Origin of the sequence: Nonomuraea sp. NPDC052129 (genome assembly GCF_040680095.1) — a bacterium.
Taxonomy (GTDB): domain Bacteria; phylum Actinomycetota; class Actinomycetes; order Streptosporangiales; family Streptosporangiaceae; genus Nonomuraea.
This window is the reverse complement of the sequence record NZ_JBFAVX010000053.1, coordinates 22,703-38,664: the sequence shown is the minus strand read 5'-3', so window position 1 is coordinate 38,664 and position 15,962 is coordinate 22,703. Positions and strand designations below refer to the sequence as shown.

Here is a 15,962-nt window from a genome sequence, read left to right as displayed (position 1 = left end):
CAGTTTCGGCTGAACCGACTCCCATACCCCCGCGTACCTACTCACGTCCGGACACGTGCCCCAGGAGGTGTCGTGGAGCTCAGCCTTTTGCGAGCGCAGGCGCACAGCCCTTCGTACTTCTCACTGCTGCGCGGATCATCGGGACAGCTTGCCCCGGTGGACTTCTGCATCCCGTGTAACCCTTACTTCCCGACCCCGGAAATATTCGAGCATCTCGGGAGAAACCTGGAGACGATCCTCAAGTTCTATCCGAGCGACGCGGACACGATCACCGCGGAGCTCTGTTCCACCCTCGGGCTCCACCCCAAGACGGTCGCGATGGGCAACGGGTCCACCGAGCTGATCACCTGGATCGACCACCTGCTGGTGAAGGAGAGCCTGGCGGTGCCGATCCCCACCTTCGGCCGCTGGACCGACCAGCCGATGGAGACCGGGAAGCGGGTCGACATGTACCCGCTGATGGAGGGCCACAACTTCGGCCTCGACGTCAATGACTTCGTGCGCTTCGTCCGCATGCGCGGCTCCCGTGTGGCGGTGATCTGCAACCCCAATAACCCCGACGGCGGGTACCTGCCCAAGCACGAGGTCCTGCGCCTGCTCGACCTGCTCATCGACCTGGACCTGGTGATCGTCGACGAGTCGTTCGGCGAGTTCGTGGACGCCGAGCCGTATCCGGGCGTGGCCGCGGAGGCCGCGGTCCGGCCCAACGTGATCGTGCTCCGCAGCCTGGGCAAGAACTTCGGGCTGCACGGCATCCGGTTCGGCTACATGGTCGCCAACCCGGCGCTGGCCGGGAAGGTACGCGACGCGCTGCCCAAGTGGAACCTCAACTCCTTCGCCGAGGTGGTGGTGTTCATGATGAAGCAGTGCCGGCCCGAGTACCAGGAGAGCCTCAGGCGGCTCGGCCAGGACCGGCGGGCGATGTTCCACCAGCTCAGCGCGATGCCGGAGCTGACCGTCTACGCCTCGCAGGGCAACTTCCTGCTGGTGAAGCTGCCGCCGGGGCACGACGGCGTGCCGCTGCGCGACCACCTGCTCTCCGAGCACGGCGTGTACGTCCGCGAGTGCGGCAACAAGCTGGGCACGACCAGCCAGTTCCTTCGCCTGGTGGTCCGGCCGCAGGAGGACGTACGGCGATTACTGGTCGGCATGACCCAGTATCTGTACTCCGGCAGCCTGCACGAGATTCCCGTCACCGGCCTGCACCATCGAGCCGTGAACCCGTTGTCCGCCTGACTCACCGGCGGTAACCCCGCATTCGTGGTGCCGCGCCCGTCCACCCGGGCGCGGCACCCGGCCCTACCCAGTAAGCCGACTGGACCGAGAAGGGACCACGTCGCGGTGCGCATGAAACGCAAGATCTCCTACACCGCCGCCACGGGCACACTCGCCCTGCTCACGGCGTGCGGCGGCAACGACATGACCGGCCAGGACGGCAGGTCGGGCGGCGCGCTCGGCGCCGCCACGTCGGCCGCGTCACCGTCGGTCATGTTCAACGACGCCGACGTCATGTTCACGCAGATGATGATCCCGCACCACGAGCAGGCGGTGGAGATGGCCGGCCTGGCGCCGTCCCGCGCGAGCGACATCGAGGTCACGGAGCTCGCGGAGAAGATCAAGGCCTCCCAGGAGCCGGAGATCCAGACCATGAAGGGCTGGCTGACGGCGTGGAACAAGCCCGAGATGTCCAGCCACGTGGGTCATGAGATGCCGGGTCTCATCTCCGAGGAGGCCATGGAGCAGCTCAAGAAGGCCAAGGGCAAGAAGTTCGACAAACTGTTCGCGAAGCACATGATCGTGCACCACAACGGCGCGATCGAGATGGTCCGTACCCAGGAGGCCGAGGGGGCCGACCCCAAGGTCAAGAAGGTAGCCACGCACATGGCGACCCACCAGCGGGACGAGGTCGCCCAGCTAGAGACGATCGTCGACCGCCTCTGAAGCCGGGCGCTCAGCCCACCGGGAAGCGTGTCACCCACCTACGTTGCCACGTCCAGGAGGCTGATACCGAGCATGCGCGCCCCCGTCTCGGTCCGCGGCTGGTGACGGCTGCCCGCGGCGAACACCACGTAGCTTCCCTCCCGGTACCGCGTGTCGCCCTCGATCACCTCTCCGCTGAGCACGTAGTAGCGCTCTTCCCCGTCATGTACGTCCACCTCGGGCCACTGCGTGCCGGGGGCGAAGTCGATGAGCCAGCCCCGCGCCAGCCCGGTCGCGGTGAGCCGCCGCCTGATGATGCCGGGCGCCACCTCCACCGGCTCCACGTCGTCGATGTGCAATGCCTGCCGGTCCGTTTCCATGCCGCCATCCTGGCGAGCGCGACGGGCACCCACCCAGTGCCAGAAAAGACGTCATGGAGTACTTTTCTGCCATGTCGTCAGAGCATCGCGTCGTCGCGCTGGCCAGTCCGCCCCAGGCGACGTTCGAGCTGAGCTGCGCCGCCGAGGTGTTCGCCACCGTAAGGCCGGGGCTGGCCCGCCCCTACGACTTCCGCGTCTGCGCCGAGACGCCGGGACCGCTGCCCACCCTGGCCGGTTACTCGATCACGGTCACCGAGGGCCTGGCCGCGCTGGAGAGCGCCGACACGGTCGTCATCCCCGGCTGGCAGACGCGCACGGCCTCGGGGGCCGTACTCTCCGCGCTCCGCCAAGCGCACCGGCGCGGCGCGCGGATCGCCGCCATCTGCTCCGGCGCGTTCGTCCTGGCGCAGGCCGGGCTGCTCGACGGACGGCGGGCCACCACCCACTGGCGGCTGGCGGCCGAACTCGCGGAACGCTTCCCCGCCGTCCCGGTCGATCCCGACGTGCTCTACGTGGACCATGGCGACGTCGCCACCAGCGCAGGCACCAGCGCGGGGATCGACCTGTGCCTGCACCTCGTACGGACCGACCACGGCGCCGCCTACGCCGCGAAGGTGGCCCGCCACATGGTCATGCCGCCGCACCGGGAGGGCGGGCAGCTCCAGTACGCCATCGCGCCATCGCGTGGCCGGGCGCCCGACTCGCTCGCCCCGCTGTTGGAGTGGGCGGCGGAGCGGCTCGGTGAGCCGCTGACCGTCGACGACCTGGCGGCCCACGGCGGTGTGTCGACCCGGACGCTGGCCCGGATGTTCACCGCCCAGCTCGGCACCAGCCCCGGGCAGTGGGTGCTCGCCCAGCGGATCGCCGGGGCGCGGGCGCTCCTGGAGGAGACGGACCTGTCCGTTGACGCGATCGCCGCCCGGGTGGGGCTCTCCTCGGCCACGAACCTCCGCCGCCGCTTCAACGACGCCCTGCGCACCACCCCCGCCGCCTACCGGCGCGCCTTCCACCTGCGCACGCGGACCGAGTCACCGGCCTCAGGTACGCGGGCGACGCCGAAATAGGGTCCAGGATCGGATCCTGTCTCAGCACGGCCACCTCCAGCTCCCGCAGCGGCTGGCTGGGATGAATGCCCAGCTCGTCGACCAGAGTGCGGCGCAGCCGTTGGTAGACGGCCAGTGCCTCACCCTGCCGACCGGCCCGGTACAGCGCGAGCATCAGCTGCGCGTGCACCTGTTCGTGCAGCGGATGCTGCCTGCTCAGGTCGGTCAGCTCGGGGACGAGCTGCAGATCCTGCCCGAGGGCCAGCCGCGCGCCGATGAGGGCGTGGCGCGCCTCCAGCAGCAGCTGTTCCAGCCGCTGGGCCTGCTCGTCGAACCAGGCCAGCCCGGCCAGTTCGGCCAGCGGCGCGCCCCGCCACAACGCCACCGCGGCCCGCAGCCGGTCGGCCCGCACCTCCGGGGCCGCGGACTCCATTCCCTGCCGGATGAGGCGCTCGGCGGTCTGAACGTCGGTGGCCTCCCGCTCGCCGAGGTCCAGCAGGTAGCCGGGCCGGCGGGCCATGATCGCCTCCCGGCGGTCGAGCACGCCGCGCAGGTAGGAGACATGGGACTGCACCGTCGTGGCGGCCGAGGCCGGTGCCGTCGTACCCCAGACCGCCTCGACCAGGAGATCGACACTGACCACGGCACCGGGCCGCAGCGCCAGCGCGGCGAGCACGGCCGTGCGGCGAAGCCCCCGCACCGGTCGCGGGACGTCGTCCACCAGCACATCCACTGGCCCCAACAGCCTCACCCGCATACCAATCCCCCTTCTGCACCACCAGCCCCCGTCGTCTCATACCCCGTTCCAGCCTGGTTGGAGCTCCATTACAGCCCGTGATGGCACCCTGACGGAGTCTCCACCCAGGAGGGATCAACATGAGGGTGACCGTCAAGCCCGGCCTGTCGGCCAGGACACGCATAATCAGGACAATCGCCGGGCTCTTCGCCCTGGTCATGGCCATGGTGGGCCTGGTGGCGACACCGGCCTCCGCCGCCGTCGCCCACACCATCTGCGCGCTCTCCCCGGGGAGCGCGGGCGTGTGGCGCTACGACGACGACGGCACCAGCTGGACCCAGATCGGCGGGCCCGCCGGGAAGCTGTACGGGGGCGGCTTCGGCCTGTTCGCCACCTCGCCCGACGGCAGCGGCATCTGGCGCTATCTCCACTCGTCCAATCTCTGGCAGAACGTGGGCGGCCCCGGTCTCACGTGGTCCGTCACCAACAACGCCCTCTACGGCCTCGCTACCGACCGCAGCGGCGTGTACAAGTGGAACGGCGCCGGCACCAGCTGGACCCAGGTCGGCGGCCCGGCCAACTGGCTGTACGGCGGCGGCTTCGGCCTGTTCGCCACCACCCCGGACCGCAGCGGCATCTGGCGCTACCTCAACACGCCCTACGCCTGGCAGAACGTGGGCGGCCCCGGCCGGACCTGGTCCGTCACCAACGACGCCCTCTACGGCCTGAGCCCTGACCGCAGCGGCGTGTACAAGTGGAACGGCGCCGACACCGACTGGACCCAGGTCGGCGGCCCGGCCAACTGGCTGTACGGCGGCGGCTTCGGCCTGTTCGCCACCACCCCGGACCGCGGCAGCATCTGGCGCTACCTCAACACGCCCTACGCCTGGCAGCTCGTCGGCGGCCCCGGTTGGGACTGGGCGGTCACCAACGGTGACATCTACGGCCTGAGCCCTGACCGCAGAGCCGTCTACAAGTGGACCGGATCGGGTACCAACTGGATCCAGGTCGGCGGCCCGGCCGAGCAGATCGTCCCCTGCCCGTAACGGGGTGCCGTGCACACGGACCATGGGCTCGTGTGCACGGCCCCACGGTCCGCGTGGGGGATCACCAATCGCCGCCCAGCGCCTCCTTGGCGGCCGCGATGCGGTCCTCGTTACGCCGGTAGAACACCCACTGCTTGATCTTCTTCCCGCGCACCAGCCCCGCCCCGCTGAGCACCTTCAGATGCCCGCCGCAGGTCGGCTGGCTCACCCCCAGCTTCTCCGCGATGAACAGCGAGCAGACCCCGTCCTCGACCAGGTCACCGTCACGCTGCGGCCGGAAGTGCCGCTCGGGCTCGCGCAGCCACTCGAGGATCAGCAGCCGCTTGTCGTTGGCCAGCGCCTTGACCAGGTCCACATCCAGCACCAGGGCATTGTGGCAATTAGCTAACTAGCTGTCCAGCGGCCGGTCCCGCAGCCGGGCCTTCTGGATCTTGCCCGAACCCGTCCGGGGCAGCTCGTCCACCAGGTCGAAGTAGCGCGGGATCTTGTACCTGGCCAGCCGCCCGTCGAGGAACTCCCGCAGTTCCTCGGCCGTCACCGCCGCCCCGATGACCACGAACGCCCGCCCGACCTCGCCCCACGTCTCGTCCGGCACCCCGACCACGGCGACCTCAGCCACCGCCGGGTGCTCGAAGAGGACGCCTTCCACCTCCGCCGGATAGACGTTCTCCCCGCCCGAGATGAACATGTCCTTGACCCGGTCCACGATGTACAGGTGCCCCTCGGCGTCGAACGCGCCGATGTCGCCCGAGCGCAGCCAGTCGCCATCCGCGAACGCCGCCGCGGTCGCGGTGGGGTTCTGCCAGTAGCCGGGGCTCACGTTGGGCCCCTGGACGAGCACCTCGCCCCGCTCTCCGACGGCGGCGTCGGTGAGATCGGGCCGGACCACGCGTACATCGGCGAAGAACACCGGCACCCCGGCCGAGCCGACCTTGCGCACGCTCTGCCCTGCCTCCAGGAAGGTCGCGCCCGGCGCCGTCTCGGTCAGCCCGTAACCCTGGCAGAACACCAGGCCCCGCTCCTGGTAGACGCGGATGAGCGCGGGCGGGATGGGGGCGCCGCCCGACATCAGGTTGCGCAGCGAGGAGAGGTCGGCCGTGGCCCAGCGCGGCGACCGGGCGAACGCGGCGAACATCGTGGTGACGCCGAACATCCAGGTGATGCCGTGCTTCTCGATGAGGTCGTAGCACCCGTCCACCTCCCAGGCCGGCATGATCACCGAGCAGCCGCCCTTGGCGAACGTGGGCAGCAACGTCTGGTTCAGCGCCGCGACGTGGAAGAGCGGCGCGCTGATCAGCGTCATCTCCTCGCTCGTGACATCGACGCCGATCAGCATGTTGTAGGTGTTCCACACCAGGTTGGCGTGGCTGAGCATGGCGCCTTTGGGCCGCCCCGTGGTGCCGGAGGTGTAGAGGATGAGCGCGATGTCGTCGAGCCCGACGCGTACGTCGATCGGCGCGGGATCACCCTCGGCGAGAAAGGTCTCGTAGTCCGACACCAGCAAGGGCGGGGCGTCGGGGAGCGCCCCGACCACCTCGGCGCACTCGGGCGCGTGGATCAGCACGGCCGGGTCGCAGTCGCCGAGCATGTAGGCGATCTCGGGCGCCGCCAGCCGGAAGTTCAGCGGTACGAAGATCCCGCCGAGCAGGTGCGTGGCGAACATGGTCTCCGCCAGAGCCGGGTGGTTGGGGCCCAGATAGGCGACCCGGTCCCCCGGCCGCACCCCGGCCTCGCGCAGGCGCGCGGCCAGCTTCGTCGTACGCGTGTGCACCTCGGCGTAGGTGACCGCCCGGCCCTCGAAGACGAACGCCGTACGGTCCGGCGTCATCTGGGCCCGGCGAGCCGGCCACCCTCCCACTCCCGCGTTGTTCATGGGCGTACGGCCTCCCGCGTCGGTAAGTCGCCGTGATCGCGAGGCTAAGCAGCACGATCACGCCCGTCAACAGCGTCGGTCGGCAATTTCCCAACCTGAGTCAGAGTTTTGCCGACTGTGACGGATCCGTCTACCCTCTTGCTGTGATGCTCGGCGAAGGAGACGTGCTGACGGCCCGTCCGCAGTCCCTGATGTTCAGCTTTCTCGGCGTCTACGTGCTGGGGCGCGACACCGCCGTCTATTCGGGCAGCGTCATCGACGTCTTCGCCCGGCTCGGCGTCACCGAGGAGGCGGTGCGCTCGACGCTCACCCGCATGGTCAAGCGCAACCTGCTGGCCCGGCACCGTCAGGGGCGCAGGATGTACTTCGGGCTCACTGAGCACGCGGCGGAGGTGCTCGACGACGGGCGCCGCCGGGTCTGGGAGACCGGCGCGGTCAACCGCGACTGGGACGGTGCCTGGACCCTGGTGGGCTTCTCGATCCCCGACAGCCGGCGCAGCACCCGGCACGACCTCCGCTCCCAGCTCATCTGGGCCGGGTTCGGGCTGCTGCAGAGCGGGCTGTGGATCGCGCCGGGCGCCAAGGACGTCGCGGGCATCCTCGCGCCGCTCGAACTCGGCGATCACATCACCGTTCTGACGGCGCGGGCGTTCGAGCCGACCGAGACGGCCGACCTCGTACGCAAGGCGTTCAGCACCGAGCGGATCGCCGCCCGCTACCGGGCCTTCCTCGACCGCTGGGACACTCCGCGCCCGCTCCCCTACGCGGCCGACGACCTGGCCCGGCAGCTCCTCCTGCACACCGACTGGCTGCAGCTGGTCCGCCAGGACCCGCACCTGCCGGCCGAACACCTGCCGGCCGACTGGCCGGCGATCCGGGCCGAGCAGGTGTTCCGCGCCCTGGCCCGCGACTACGCGCCGAGCGCCAGGGCGCTGGCCGACACCGTGCTGGACGAACTGACGCTCACCGCACCGGCCCGCTGACCAGCCAGCCCAGCCGTGGTGAGCTGAACCGATCAGCGGGTGCCGGCCGCCGCCCGGCGCTTGGTCCACACGTCGAAGGCGACCGCGGCCAGCAGGACCGCGCCCTTGACGAGCATGACCCGCTCACTCGGCGCGCCGACCAGCGACATGCCGTTGTTGATGACGCCCATGATCAGACCGCCGGTCACCGCGCCGACCACCTTGCCGACGCCGCCCTGTACGGCCGCGCCGCCGATGAACGCCGCCGCGATCGCGTCCAGCTCGAAGGAGTTGCCCGCCGTGGGCCCCGCCTGGTTCAGCCGTCCGGCGAAGATGATCCCGGCGAGCGCGGACAGGACGCCCATGTTCACGAAGATCCAGAAGACGACGGACTTGACCTTGATGCCGGACAGCAGCGCCGCCTGCAGGTTGCCGCCGATGGCGTAGATCCGCCGGCCGAACACGGCGCGGTTGGTCACCAGCGAGTACCCCAGCACCAGTGCCGCGAGCAGGATCAGCACCCAGGGCAGGTTCTTGAACCTGGCCAGCTGCACCACCACGGCGAGGATCACCGCGGCGGCCGCGGCGATGCGGAGCAGGAAGATCGGCAACGGGTCCACGCTCTGGCGGTAACCCAGCCGCGCCATCCGGCTGCGCCACTGGCTGGCGGCCATGCCCGCCACCGCGATCAGGCCGAGCAGCAGGCTGAACAGGTCGGCGCCGCCCAGCGGGCCGAGCCCGATGTTGCCGAGATAGCTGTCGGTGAAGCCGTTCGACAGCGTACGGACGGCGTCAGGGAACGGTCCGATGCCCTGGTTGCCCAGCACGGTCAGCGTGAGCGCGCGGAACAGCAGCATGCCGGCCAGCGTCACGATGAACGCCGGGATGCCGTAGTAGGCGATCCAGAACCCCTGCCACGCGCCGATGAGCCCGCCCGCGACCAGCGTGATGACCAGCGCCACCGGCCACGGCACGCCGTAGTTGACCATCAGCACGGCGGCGATGGCCCCGGTGACGGCCACGACGGAGCCCACCGACAGGTCGATGTGCCCGGCGATGATGATCAGGATCATCCCGATGGCCAGGATCAGGATGTAGGAGTTCTGGACGATGATGTTGGAGATGTTCTGCGGCTGGAGCAGCGCCCCCTTGGTGAGGAAGGCGAACAGCACGACGATCAGCGCGAACGCGACATAGATCCCGCTCTGCCGTACGTTGAACGACAGCCAGGATGATTTGCCCGCTTCCCGCGGCGGAGGCGGCTCTTGCCCGGTGGGCGCCGGCCCCGCGGCGGTGGATGAGGTACTGCTGCTCATCGGATCTCGTCCTGTCCTTTCGTCATGTACTGCATGAGGCCCTCCTGCGTGGCCTCCTCGCGCGGGACCTCACCGGTGATCCGGCCGGCCGACAGCGCGTAGATCCGGTCGCACAGGCCCAGTAGTTCCGGCAGCTCCGATGAGATGACCAGAATGGCCTTGCCGTCGTCGGCGAGCCGATTGATGATCGAGTAGATCTCGTACTTGGCCCCGACGTCGATGCCCCGGGTCGGTTCGTCCAGGATGAGCACGTCGGCGTCCGTGAAGATCCACTTCGACAGGACGACCTTCTGCTGGTTGCCGCCGCTGAGCTTGCCGGTGACGCTCAGCACGCTGGGCGCCTTGATGTTCATGCTCTTGCGGAACCCCTCGGCGACCTGGTGCTCCTCGTTGTCGTTGACCCAGCCACGGCGGGCCAGCTTCGGGAGCGCGGCGGCGGAGATGTTCCGCTTGATGTCCTCGATCAGGTTGAGGCCGTACCTCTTGCGGTCCTCGGTGGCGTACGCGATGCCGTGGCGGATCGCGTCCTGCACCGTCCGGATCTCTATCTGTCGGCCGTCCTTGTAGATGCGGCCGGAGATGTCGGTGCCGTAGGTGCGGCCGAAGACGCTCATGGCCAGCTCCGTACGGCCGGCCCCCATGAGCCCCGCCAGGCCGACGATCTCGCCCTTGCGCAGGGTGAGGTTGGCGTTGGAGACCACCACCCGGCCACGCTGGGCCGGGCTGTGCACCGTCCAGTCCTCGATGCGCAGCGCCTCCTCGCCGATGTGCGGCTCGTGCGGCGGGAAGCGGTGCTCCAAGGCGCGGCCGACCATGCCGGAGATGATGCGATCCTCGGTGACGTGGTCGGCGACCATGTCGAGCCGCTCGATCGTCCGGCCGTCGCGCAGGATGGTGATCGAGTCGGCGATGTCGATGACCTCGTTGAGCTTGTGCGAGATGATCACGCAGGTGATGCCCTCGTCACGCAGCCCCCGCAGCAGGTCGAGCAGGTGCGCCGAGTCCTCGTCGTTGAGCGCCGCGGTCGGCTCGTCGAGGATGAGCAGGCGCACCCGCTTGGACAGCGCCTTCGCGATCTCCACGAGTTGCTGCTTGCCGACCCCGATGTCGGAGATGAGCGACACGGGGTTCTCCCGCAGCCCGACCCGGTTCAGCAGCTCGGCCGCATCATGGTTGGTCCGGTTCCAGTCGATCAGGCCGCGAGTGGCCTGCTCGTTGCCGAGGAAGATGTTCTCGGCGATGGACAGTTGCGGGCACAGGGCCAGCTCCTGGTGGATGATGACGATCCCGCGGTGCTCGCTGTCACGGATGTCGGCGAACCGGCACGGATCTCCCTCGAAGAAGATCTCGCCCTCATAGGAGCCGTGCGGGTAGACGCCCGACAGCACCTTCATGAGCGTGGACTTGCCCGCGCCGTTCTCGCCGCAGATCGCGTGGATCTCGCCCTGCCGTACGGACAGGTTGACGTCTTGCAGCGCCTTTACTCCGGGGAAGGTCTTGGTGATCCCGCGCATCCGCAGGATGTCATCAGTCATGACGTCAGCCCAGCTGAGACTTGGTGTAGTAGCCGGTGGTGACGAGTTCCTTCTCGTAGTTGGTCTTGTCGACGATCAGCGGCTGGAGCAGGTACGACGGCACGACCTTGTTGCCGTTGTCGTAGTCCTTGGTGTTGTTGACCTCGGGCTTGCCGCCCTTGAGCACGGTGTCGGCGATCTTCACGGTCACGTCGGCCAGCTGCCGGGTGTCCTTGTAGATGGTGGAGTACTGCTCACCCGCGATGATCGACTTCACCGACGCGAGCTCGGCGTCCTGACCGGTCACGATCGGGTACGGCTGGCCGGAGGTGCCGTAGCCGTTGCTCTTGAGCGCCGACAGGATGCCGATCGACAGGCCGTCGTAGGGCGACAGGACGCCGTCGACCTTGGTGCCGCCGCTGTAGGTCTTGGTCAGCAGGTCTTCCATGCGCTTCTGCGCGGTGGCCGGGTCCCAGCGCAGGATGGCGACCGTCTTGAAGTCGGTCTGGCCGCTCTTGACGGAGAGCGTCTTCTTGTCGATGAACGGCTTGAGAACCGACATGGCGCCGTTGAAGAAGAACGTCGCGTTGTTGTCGTCGGGCGAACCGGCGAACAGTTCGACGTTGAACGGGCCCTTGGCGCTGCCCGCGGAGCCGTCGGCGTTGAGCAGCTTCAACCCGACCAGCAGCGACGTGGCCTGCTGCACGCCGACCTTGAAGTTGTCGAAGGTGGCGTAGTAGTCGACGTTCGGGCTGTTACGGATCAACCGGTCATAGGCGACGACCGGGATCTTCTTGTCGGCCGCCTCCTGGAGCTGCGTGGTGATGGCCGTGCCGTCGATCGAGGCGATGATCAGGAGCTTGGCGCCCTTGGTGATCTGGTTCTCGATCTGGTTGACCTGGGTCGGGATGTCGTTCTCGGCGTACTGCAGGTCGACCTTGTAGCCGAGCTTCTCCAGGCTGGTCTTGACGTTGTCGCCGTCGTGGATCCAACGCTCCGACGACTTGGTCGGCATCGTCACGCCGACCAGGGCGCCGGCCGAACCGGCCGAGGCGCTGGCGGCGGCGTCCTTGTCGACCGTCTTCTCGGCCGAGCCGCACGCGGTCGCGACCGTGGCTAGCGCCAGGACGGAGACCACGGTCGCGAATCGTGGAAATCTCATGTTTCTCCTTGCGGAAATGGGGAGGTGCCCGTGCGTCACGGGAGACAGCCGATCCCGCGAGTGTTATCGCTAACATTTCCGGTGTCAAGCGCAGCCGATAACGTAGACGTAACACAACCTTCACGGTTGAAGTGGCCCTGGGCCTGCGGCGCGGGCAGATGCCCGGTGGGTTCGGCGGGTTCGTGGACCTCGAAGTCACAGGCCAGCGGTGTCAGCCGGAAGGCCGGCCACTTCAGAGCGCCGGCGCGGCAGCGCGGCCTTCATATGGGACAGAAACTGACCTATATGCCCTCTAGCGTCGGGCTACCCGCTTCGAAGGAGAGATCATGGCCGTTCCCGAGGGCTACACCACCGTGACGCCGTTCGTCGCCTGCCGCGACAGCGCCCGGTTCATCGACTACGTCAAGGAGGCGTTCGGCGCCGAGGAACTCGGCCGAGTCACCGATGAGGAGGGCCGCATCGGTCACGCGGAGGTCCGGATCGGCGACGCGGTGGTGATGATGTTCGACGCCGTGCCGGACTGGCCGCCGACGCCCGCGTTCCTGCGCCTGTACGTGGACGACGCCGACGCCGTGCACCGGCGGGCCGTCGCGGCCGGCGGCACCTCGGTGACCGAGGTCACCCACCTGTACTGGGGCGACAAGGTGGGGCGGGTGCGCGACCCGCTCGGCAACCTGTGGTGGATCCAGACCCGCGTCGAAGAGGTCGGGCCGGAGGAACTCGAGGCGCGCCTCAGCGACCCGGCGTTCATCAAGGCGATGGAGTATGTCCAGAGCGCCGACTTCTTCCCGCGCTGACGGCTATGGCCGGGATCGAGGTAGTACACACTGTGGGGATGGAGTTCTTCTGCTACCACCGCGATCGGCCCAGCTCGGTGGCGCTGCGCGACGAGCTGCTGGAGGAGCACTGGTCCTACATGGACGGGTACGCGAAGGAGATGATCGCCCGCGGCCCGACCTTCGCCGCCGACGACGACGAGACGCCCACCGGCAGCGTGCACATCCTCGACCTGCCCGATTCCGCCGCCGCCCGCGCGTTCGCCTTCGACGAGCCCAACTACCAGGCCGGCGTCTACCGTGACGTGCTGCTGCGCCGGTGGCGCAACCTGCTGGGGCGCACCATGTGGGACTTCCCCGGCGGCCGGACCGGTGGCAACAAATACCTGGTGCTCGGCCTCGGCTCGGGGCAGGCCGCCGATCTCACCGTGCCACCCGGCCGGGACGAGCTGATCGCGTACGGGCCGCTGCTGGCCGACGACGGCACCACCTGGCTGGGCACGGCGGCGCTGCTCCGGGCGCCGGACCAGGACGCGGCACGCGCCATCCTGACGCCGGACCGGTACGCCGACATCGAGGTCCACGACTATGACTTCGGCGGGCGGCCGGACAGCTGGCCGACGGTTCCTCAACCTTCCGCATCGCGGCCATGACCGCGCAGTCCCCCGCCACACCACTGCCGACCCTCGGGCCGAAGCTGATCAAGGCCGAGATCCTCGTGGTGTTCTCCGTCTCGCTGGGGGCCAGCGGCCTCCTGGCGCTCGTCCGGCTGATCGGCGCGCTCACGGCGCCCGAGCAGCTGAAGGGTCAGCAGGCCGTGCTCGTCCGGTCGCTGGCTCCGGGGCGGCCCTGGCTGGACCTGACGTTGCAGCTCGTCGACATCGCGATCAGCGTGGCCCCGGTCGCGCTCGTCGCCTACCTGCTGGTCCGCTCCGGCGAGTCGATGCGGACCATCGGTGTCGACCTCCGCGAGCCGCGCCGCGACCTGGTGCGCGGCGCCCTGCTCGCGGCCGCGATCGGCGGGTCCGGGCTGGCCTTCTACCTGGTCGTGTACGCCATCGGGATCAACCTCTCGGTGGTCGCCGGGCAGCTGCCCGACGTGTGGTGGCGGATCCCGGTCCTGCTGCTGGCCGCCGCGCAGAACGGCGTGCTCGAAGAGGTGCTCGTCAGCGGCTACCTGCTGCACCGGCTGGAGCAGGCGGGATGGGCGCCGTGGCGCTCCGTCGTGGTGGCGGCGCTGCTGCGCGGCTCGTACCACCTCTATCAGGGGTTCGGGGGTTTCGTCGGGAACGTGGTGATGGGGCTGGTGTTCGGCCGTCTGTACCAGCGCTGGGGCCGGGCCATGCCGCTCGTCGTCGCGCACACGCTCATCGACGCTGTCGCCTTCGCCGGCTACGCCGCCCTGCACGGCAAGGTGAGCTGGCTCCCCTGAGCGGGCAGCCCGCTCACCCGAGCGAGGGCGAGCCTGTTCCCCTGAGCCCGCTCACCTTGCCGTGCGGGCGTCACTCCGGCGCTCCTCTCGTGCGGGCTCGGCGATACTCCGCCACGACCAGATCCGTGAGCTCCTGGAGCGAAGTCCGCGCCGTGGGCTTGTCGAAGGTGATCGTGCCGTGCTGGAGGAGGTTGACCCGGTCGCAGACCTCCAGGATCTGGGCGTAGTTGTGCGCGATGATCACGATGGACACCTCGCCGCGCGCCTTGAGGTCGCTGACCAGGTCGAGGATCAGCGCGCCCTCCTTGGCGCCCATAGCGGCCAGCGGCTCGTCGAGCAGCAGGATCCGCGATCGCGAGTACACCGAGCGGGCCACGGCGATCGCCTGCCGCTGCCCGCCGGAGAGCTTGGCCACCTCGACGTGGACCGAGGGTATGCGGACCCCCATGGCCTCCAGATGCTCGGCGGCCAACCGGCGCATGCGCCGGTTGCTCAGCAACCGCCCGAACCCGACGTGCTCGCGGCCCAGGAACATGTTGTGGTAGACGCTGAGCTCGTTGATCAGCGCCAGGTCCTGGTAGACGATGTCGATGCCCAGCGATCGCGCCTGCCGTACGGACTTCAGCGCGATCTCCTCGCCGTCGAGCAGGATGCGCCCCGAGTCAGGCTGGTGAAACCCGCACAGGAGCTTGACCAGCGTGGACTTGCCCGCGCCGTTGTCGCCGATGAGCCCCAGCACCTCCCCCTGCTCCAGGGTCAGGCTGACGTCCTGGAGCGCAGTGACCGCCCCGAACCGCTTGGACAGGGACTCGGTACGGAGGATCGCGGTCATGTCCGTCCCGCCCTTCGCAGCCGGGTCAGGGAGACGTTCGCGATCATGGACAGCAGGATCGCGGCGCCCAGGATGAGGAAATACGGGTTGGCGGAGATGCCGATGAGGTTCATCCCGTTCTGGAGCTCGGCCAGCACCAGCGCTCCGAGCGCGCAGCCGATGATGGTCCCGGACCCGCCCGCGAGCGCCGTGCCGCCGATCACCGCCGCCGAGACCGCGGTGAACATCAGTCCGGTGCCGCCGCCGATGTTCGGGTCGATGGTGTGGATGCGGAACGCCTCGATCAGCCCAGCGAACGCTCCCAACGTCCCGCCAATCATGAAATTTCCTATCTTGATGCGGCCGGTGCGCACGCCCGCCTCCGAGGCGCCCAGCGGGTTGCCGCCGACCGCGATCGTGTGCAGCCCCCACCGGGTCCTGGTCAGCAGGATGTGCAGCACGATCACGATGACCACGGCCCAGCCGAGGTGCGCCCAGTTCGCCGCGCCGAGCCACTGCCCGATCGTCCCGTCCACGGCGGCGGGGATCTCGGCCGGATAGGCGTGCGAGGTGGTGAGCACCACACCGGTCACCGCGTAGAAGGTGCCCAGCGTGGTCACGAACGACGGCACCCGCAGCACGACGGTGATGAACCCGTTCCCGAACCCGATCGCGGTCCCTGTCGCCAGCGCCAGCAGGATCGCCGGGATCGCGGGCACCCCCCAGAAGTCGATGGCGTAGTGCATCATGAACGGCGCCAGCGCCGCCACCACCCCCACCGACAGGTCGATCTCGCCGCTGACCAGCAGCAGGACCGTGCCGCACGCGACGATCGCCGCGGGAGCGGTGGCCTGGGAGATGTTGACCAGGTTGTCGTAGGAGACGAAGACGTCCTTCACCGACACGAAGTACAGTCCCAGGCCGATCGCGACCACCAGAACACTGGCTTCCCGGTGCCGCAGGAACTCCTCGCGGATCCTGCGCATTCGGA

The 15,962-nt window shown here is 68.9% G+C and carries 17 protein-coding genes; 8 read left to right on the top strand and 9 right to left on the bottom strand.

The window, feature by feature from the left end:
- Positions 1-72: 72 nt before the first annotated feature.
- The gene (locus tag AB0L53_RS56155; RefSeq protein WP_364014298.1) at positions 73-1,236 is read left to right on the top strand and encodes a histidinol-phosphate transaminase; all 1,164 of its coding nucleotides are present in this window, start codon (positions 73-75) and stop codon (positions 1,234-1,236) included.
- 111 nt (positions 1,237-1,347) lie between these two features.
- Entirely contained in the window at positions 1,348-1,941 is a 594-nt protein-coding gene (locus tag AB0L53_RS56150) for a DUF305 domain-containing protein (protein ID WP_364014296.1), read from the top strand.
- A 38-nt stretch (positions 1,942-1,979) separates the two neighbouring features.
- Here the strand turns inward: AB0L53_RS56150 and AB0L53_RS56145 are convergent, their stop codons facing one another.
- Positions 1,980-2,300 carry a cupin domain-containing protein gene (locus AB0L53_RS56145; protein WP_364014293.1) on the bottom strand — a complete coding sequence of 107 codons (321 nt, stop codon included), beginning with the start codon at positions 2,298-2,300 and terminating at the stop codon, positions 1,980-1,982.
- Positions 2,301-2,371: 71 nt separating this feature from the next.
- On the opposite strand from AB0L53_RS56145, the gene AB0L53_RS56140 reads away from it, so the two are divergent.
- Positions 2,372-3,364, top strand: coding sequence for a helix-turn-helix domain-containing protein (locus tag AB0L53_RS56140; protein WP_364014290.1), 993 nt, complete (start codon positions 2,372-2,374; stop codon positions 3,362-3,364).
- On the opposite strand, the gene AB0L53_RS56135 is transcribed toward AB0L53_RS56140, so the two are convergent.
- On the bottom strand, positions 3,261-4,100 hold the full coding sequence (locus AB0L53_RS56135) for an AfsR/SARP family transcriptional regulator (protein WP_364014287.1): 840 nt from the start codon (positions 4,098-4,100) through the stop codon (positions 3,261-3,263). The genes AB0L53_RS56140 and AB0L53_RS56135 overlap by 104 nt on opposite strands.
- A 119-nt stretch (positions 4,101-4,219) precedes the next feature.
- On the opposite strand from AB0L53_RS56135, the gene AB0L53_RS56130 reads away from it, so the two are divergent.
- Positions 4,220-5,125 (top strand): hypothetical protein, encoded by a 906-nt coding sequence (locus AB0L53_RS56130; RefSeq protein WP_364014284.1) that lies wholly within the window; start codon positions 4,220-4,222, stop codon positions 5,123-5,125.
- 61 nt (positions 5,126-5,186) lie between these two features.
- Here AB0L53_RS56130 and AB0L53_RS56125 read toward each other — a convergent pair whose 3' ends face one another.
- Both AB0L53_RS56125 and AB0L53_RS56120 read right to left on the bottom strand, forming a co-directional pair.
- Entirely contained in the window at positions 5,187-5,489 is a 303-nt protein-coding gene (locus AB0L53_RS56125; RefSeq protein WP_357939213.1) for a metalloregulator ArsR/SmtB family transcription factor, read from the bottom strand.
- 24 nt (positions 5,490-5,513) lie between these two features.
- Entirely contained in the window at positions 5,514-6,998 is a 1,485-nt protein-coding gene (locus AB0L53_RS56120; RefSeq protein ID WP_364014281.1) for a long-chain fatty acid--CoA ligase, read from the bottom strand.
- A 146-nt stretch (positions 6,999-7,144) separates the two neighbouring features.
- Here AB0L53_RS56120 and AB0L53_RS56115 point away from each other — a divergent pair, with 146 nt between their 5' ends.
- Entirely contained in the window at positions 7,145-7,981 is an 837-nt protein-coding gene (locus AB0L53_RS56115; RefSeq protein WP_364014373.1) for a PaaX family transcriptional regulator C-terminal domain-containing protein, read from the top strand.
- 32 nt (positions 7,982-8,013) lie between these two features.
- Here the strand turns inward: AB0L53_RS56115 and mmsB are convergent, their stop codons facing one another.
- From mmsB to chvE, 3 genes are read right to left on the bottom strand one after another with little or no spacing between them, the layout of a single operon-like run.
- Complete coding sequence (mmsB, locus tag AB0L53_RS56110) at positions 8,014-9,276, bottom strand: multiple monosaccharide ABC transporter permease (protein ID WP_364014278.1); 1,263 nt, start codon at positions 9,274-9,276, stop codon at positions 8,014-8,016.
- Positions 9,273-10,811 carry a multiple monosaccharide ABC transporter ATP-binding protein gene (gene mmsA, locus AB0L53_RS56105; protein WP_364014275.1) on the bottom strand — a complete coding sequence of 513 codons (1,539 nt, stop codon included), beginning with the start codon at positions 10,809-10,811 and terminating at the stop codon, positions 9,273-9,275. The genes mmsB and mmsA overlap by 4 nt, the downstream gene beginning before the upstream one ends.
- 4 nt (positions 10,812-10,815) lie before the next feature.
- On the bottom strand, positions 10,816-11,952 hold the full coding sequence (chvE, locus tag AB0L53_RS56100; protein ID WP_364014272.1) for a multiple monosaccharide ABC transporter substrate-binding protein: 1,137 nt from the start codon (positions 11,950-11,952) through the stop codon (positions 10,816-10,818).
- 326 nt (positions 11,953-12,278) lie between these two features.
- On the opposite strand from chvE, the gene AB0L53_RS56095 reads away from it, so the two are divergent.
- The 3 genes from AB0L53_RS56095 to AB0L53_RS56085 are packed head-to-tail and all read left to right on the top strand — an operon-like array spanning position 12,279 to position 14,160.
- Positions 12,279-12,749, top strand: a complete 471-nt coding sequence (locus tag AB0L53_RS56095) for a VOC family protein (RefSeq protein ID WP_364014269.1) — start codon at positions 12,279-12,281, stop codon at positions 12,747-12,749.
- Between the two features lie 38 nt (positions 12,750-12,787).
- Positions 12,788-13,381, top strand: coding sequence for a YciI family protein (locus AB0L53_RS56090; protein ID WP_364014266.1), 594 nt, complete (start codon positions 12,788-12,790; stop codon positions 13,379-13,381).
- Positions 13,378-14,160, top strand: coding sequence for a CPBP family intramembrane glutamic endopeptidase (locus AB0L53_RS56085; RefSeq protein ID WP_364014263.1), 783 nt, complete (start codon positions 13,378-13,380; stop codon positions 14,158-14,160). The genes AB0L53_RS56090 and AB0L53_RS56085 overlap by 4 nt, the downstream gene beginning before the upstream one ends.
- A gap of 70 nt (positions 14,161-14,230) precedes the next feature.
- On the opposite strand, the gene AB0L53_RS56080 is transcribed toward AB0L53_RS56085, so the two are convergent.
- Together AB0L53_RS56080 and AB0L53_RS56075 are read right to left on the bottom strand one after the other, a co-directional pair.
- Positions 14,231-14,992, bottom strand: coding sequence for an ATP-binding cassette domain-containing protein (locus AB0L53_RS56080; protein WP_364014260.1), 762 nt, complete (start codon positions 14,990-14,992; stop codon positions 14,231-14,233).
- On the bottom strand, positions 14,989-15,957 hold the full coding sequence (locus tag AB0L53_RS56075; protein WP_364014258.1) for an ABC transporter permease: 969 nt from the start codon (positions 15,955-15,957) through the stop codon (positions 14,989-14,991). The genes AB0L53_RS56080 and AB0L53_RS56075 overlap by 4 nt, the downstream gene beginning before the upstream one ends.
- Positions 15,958-15,962 lie beyond the last annotated feature (5 nt).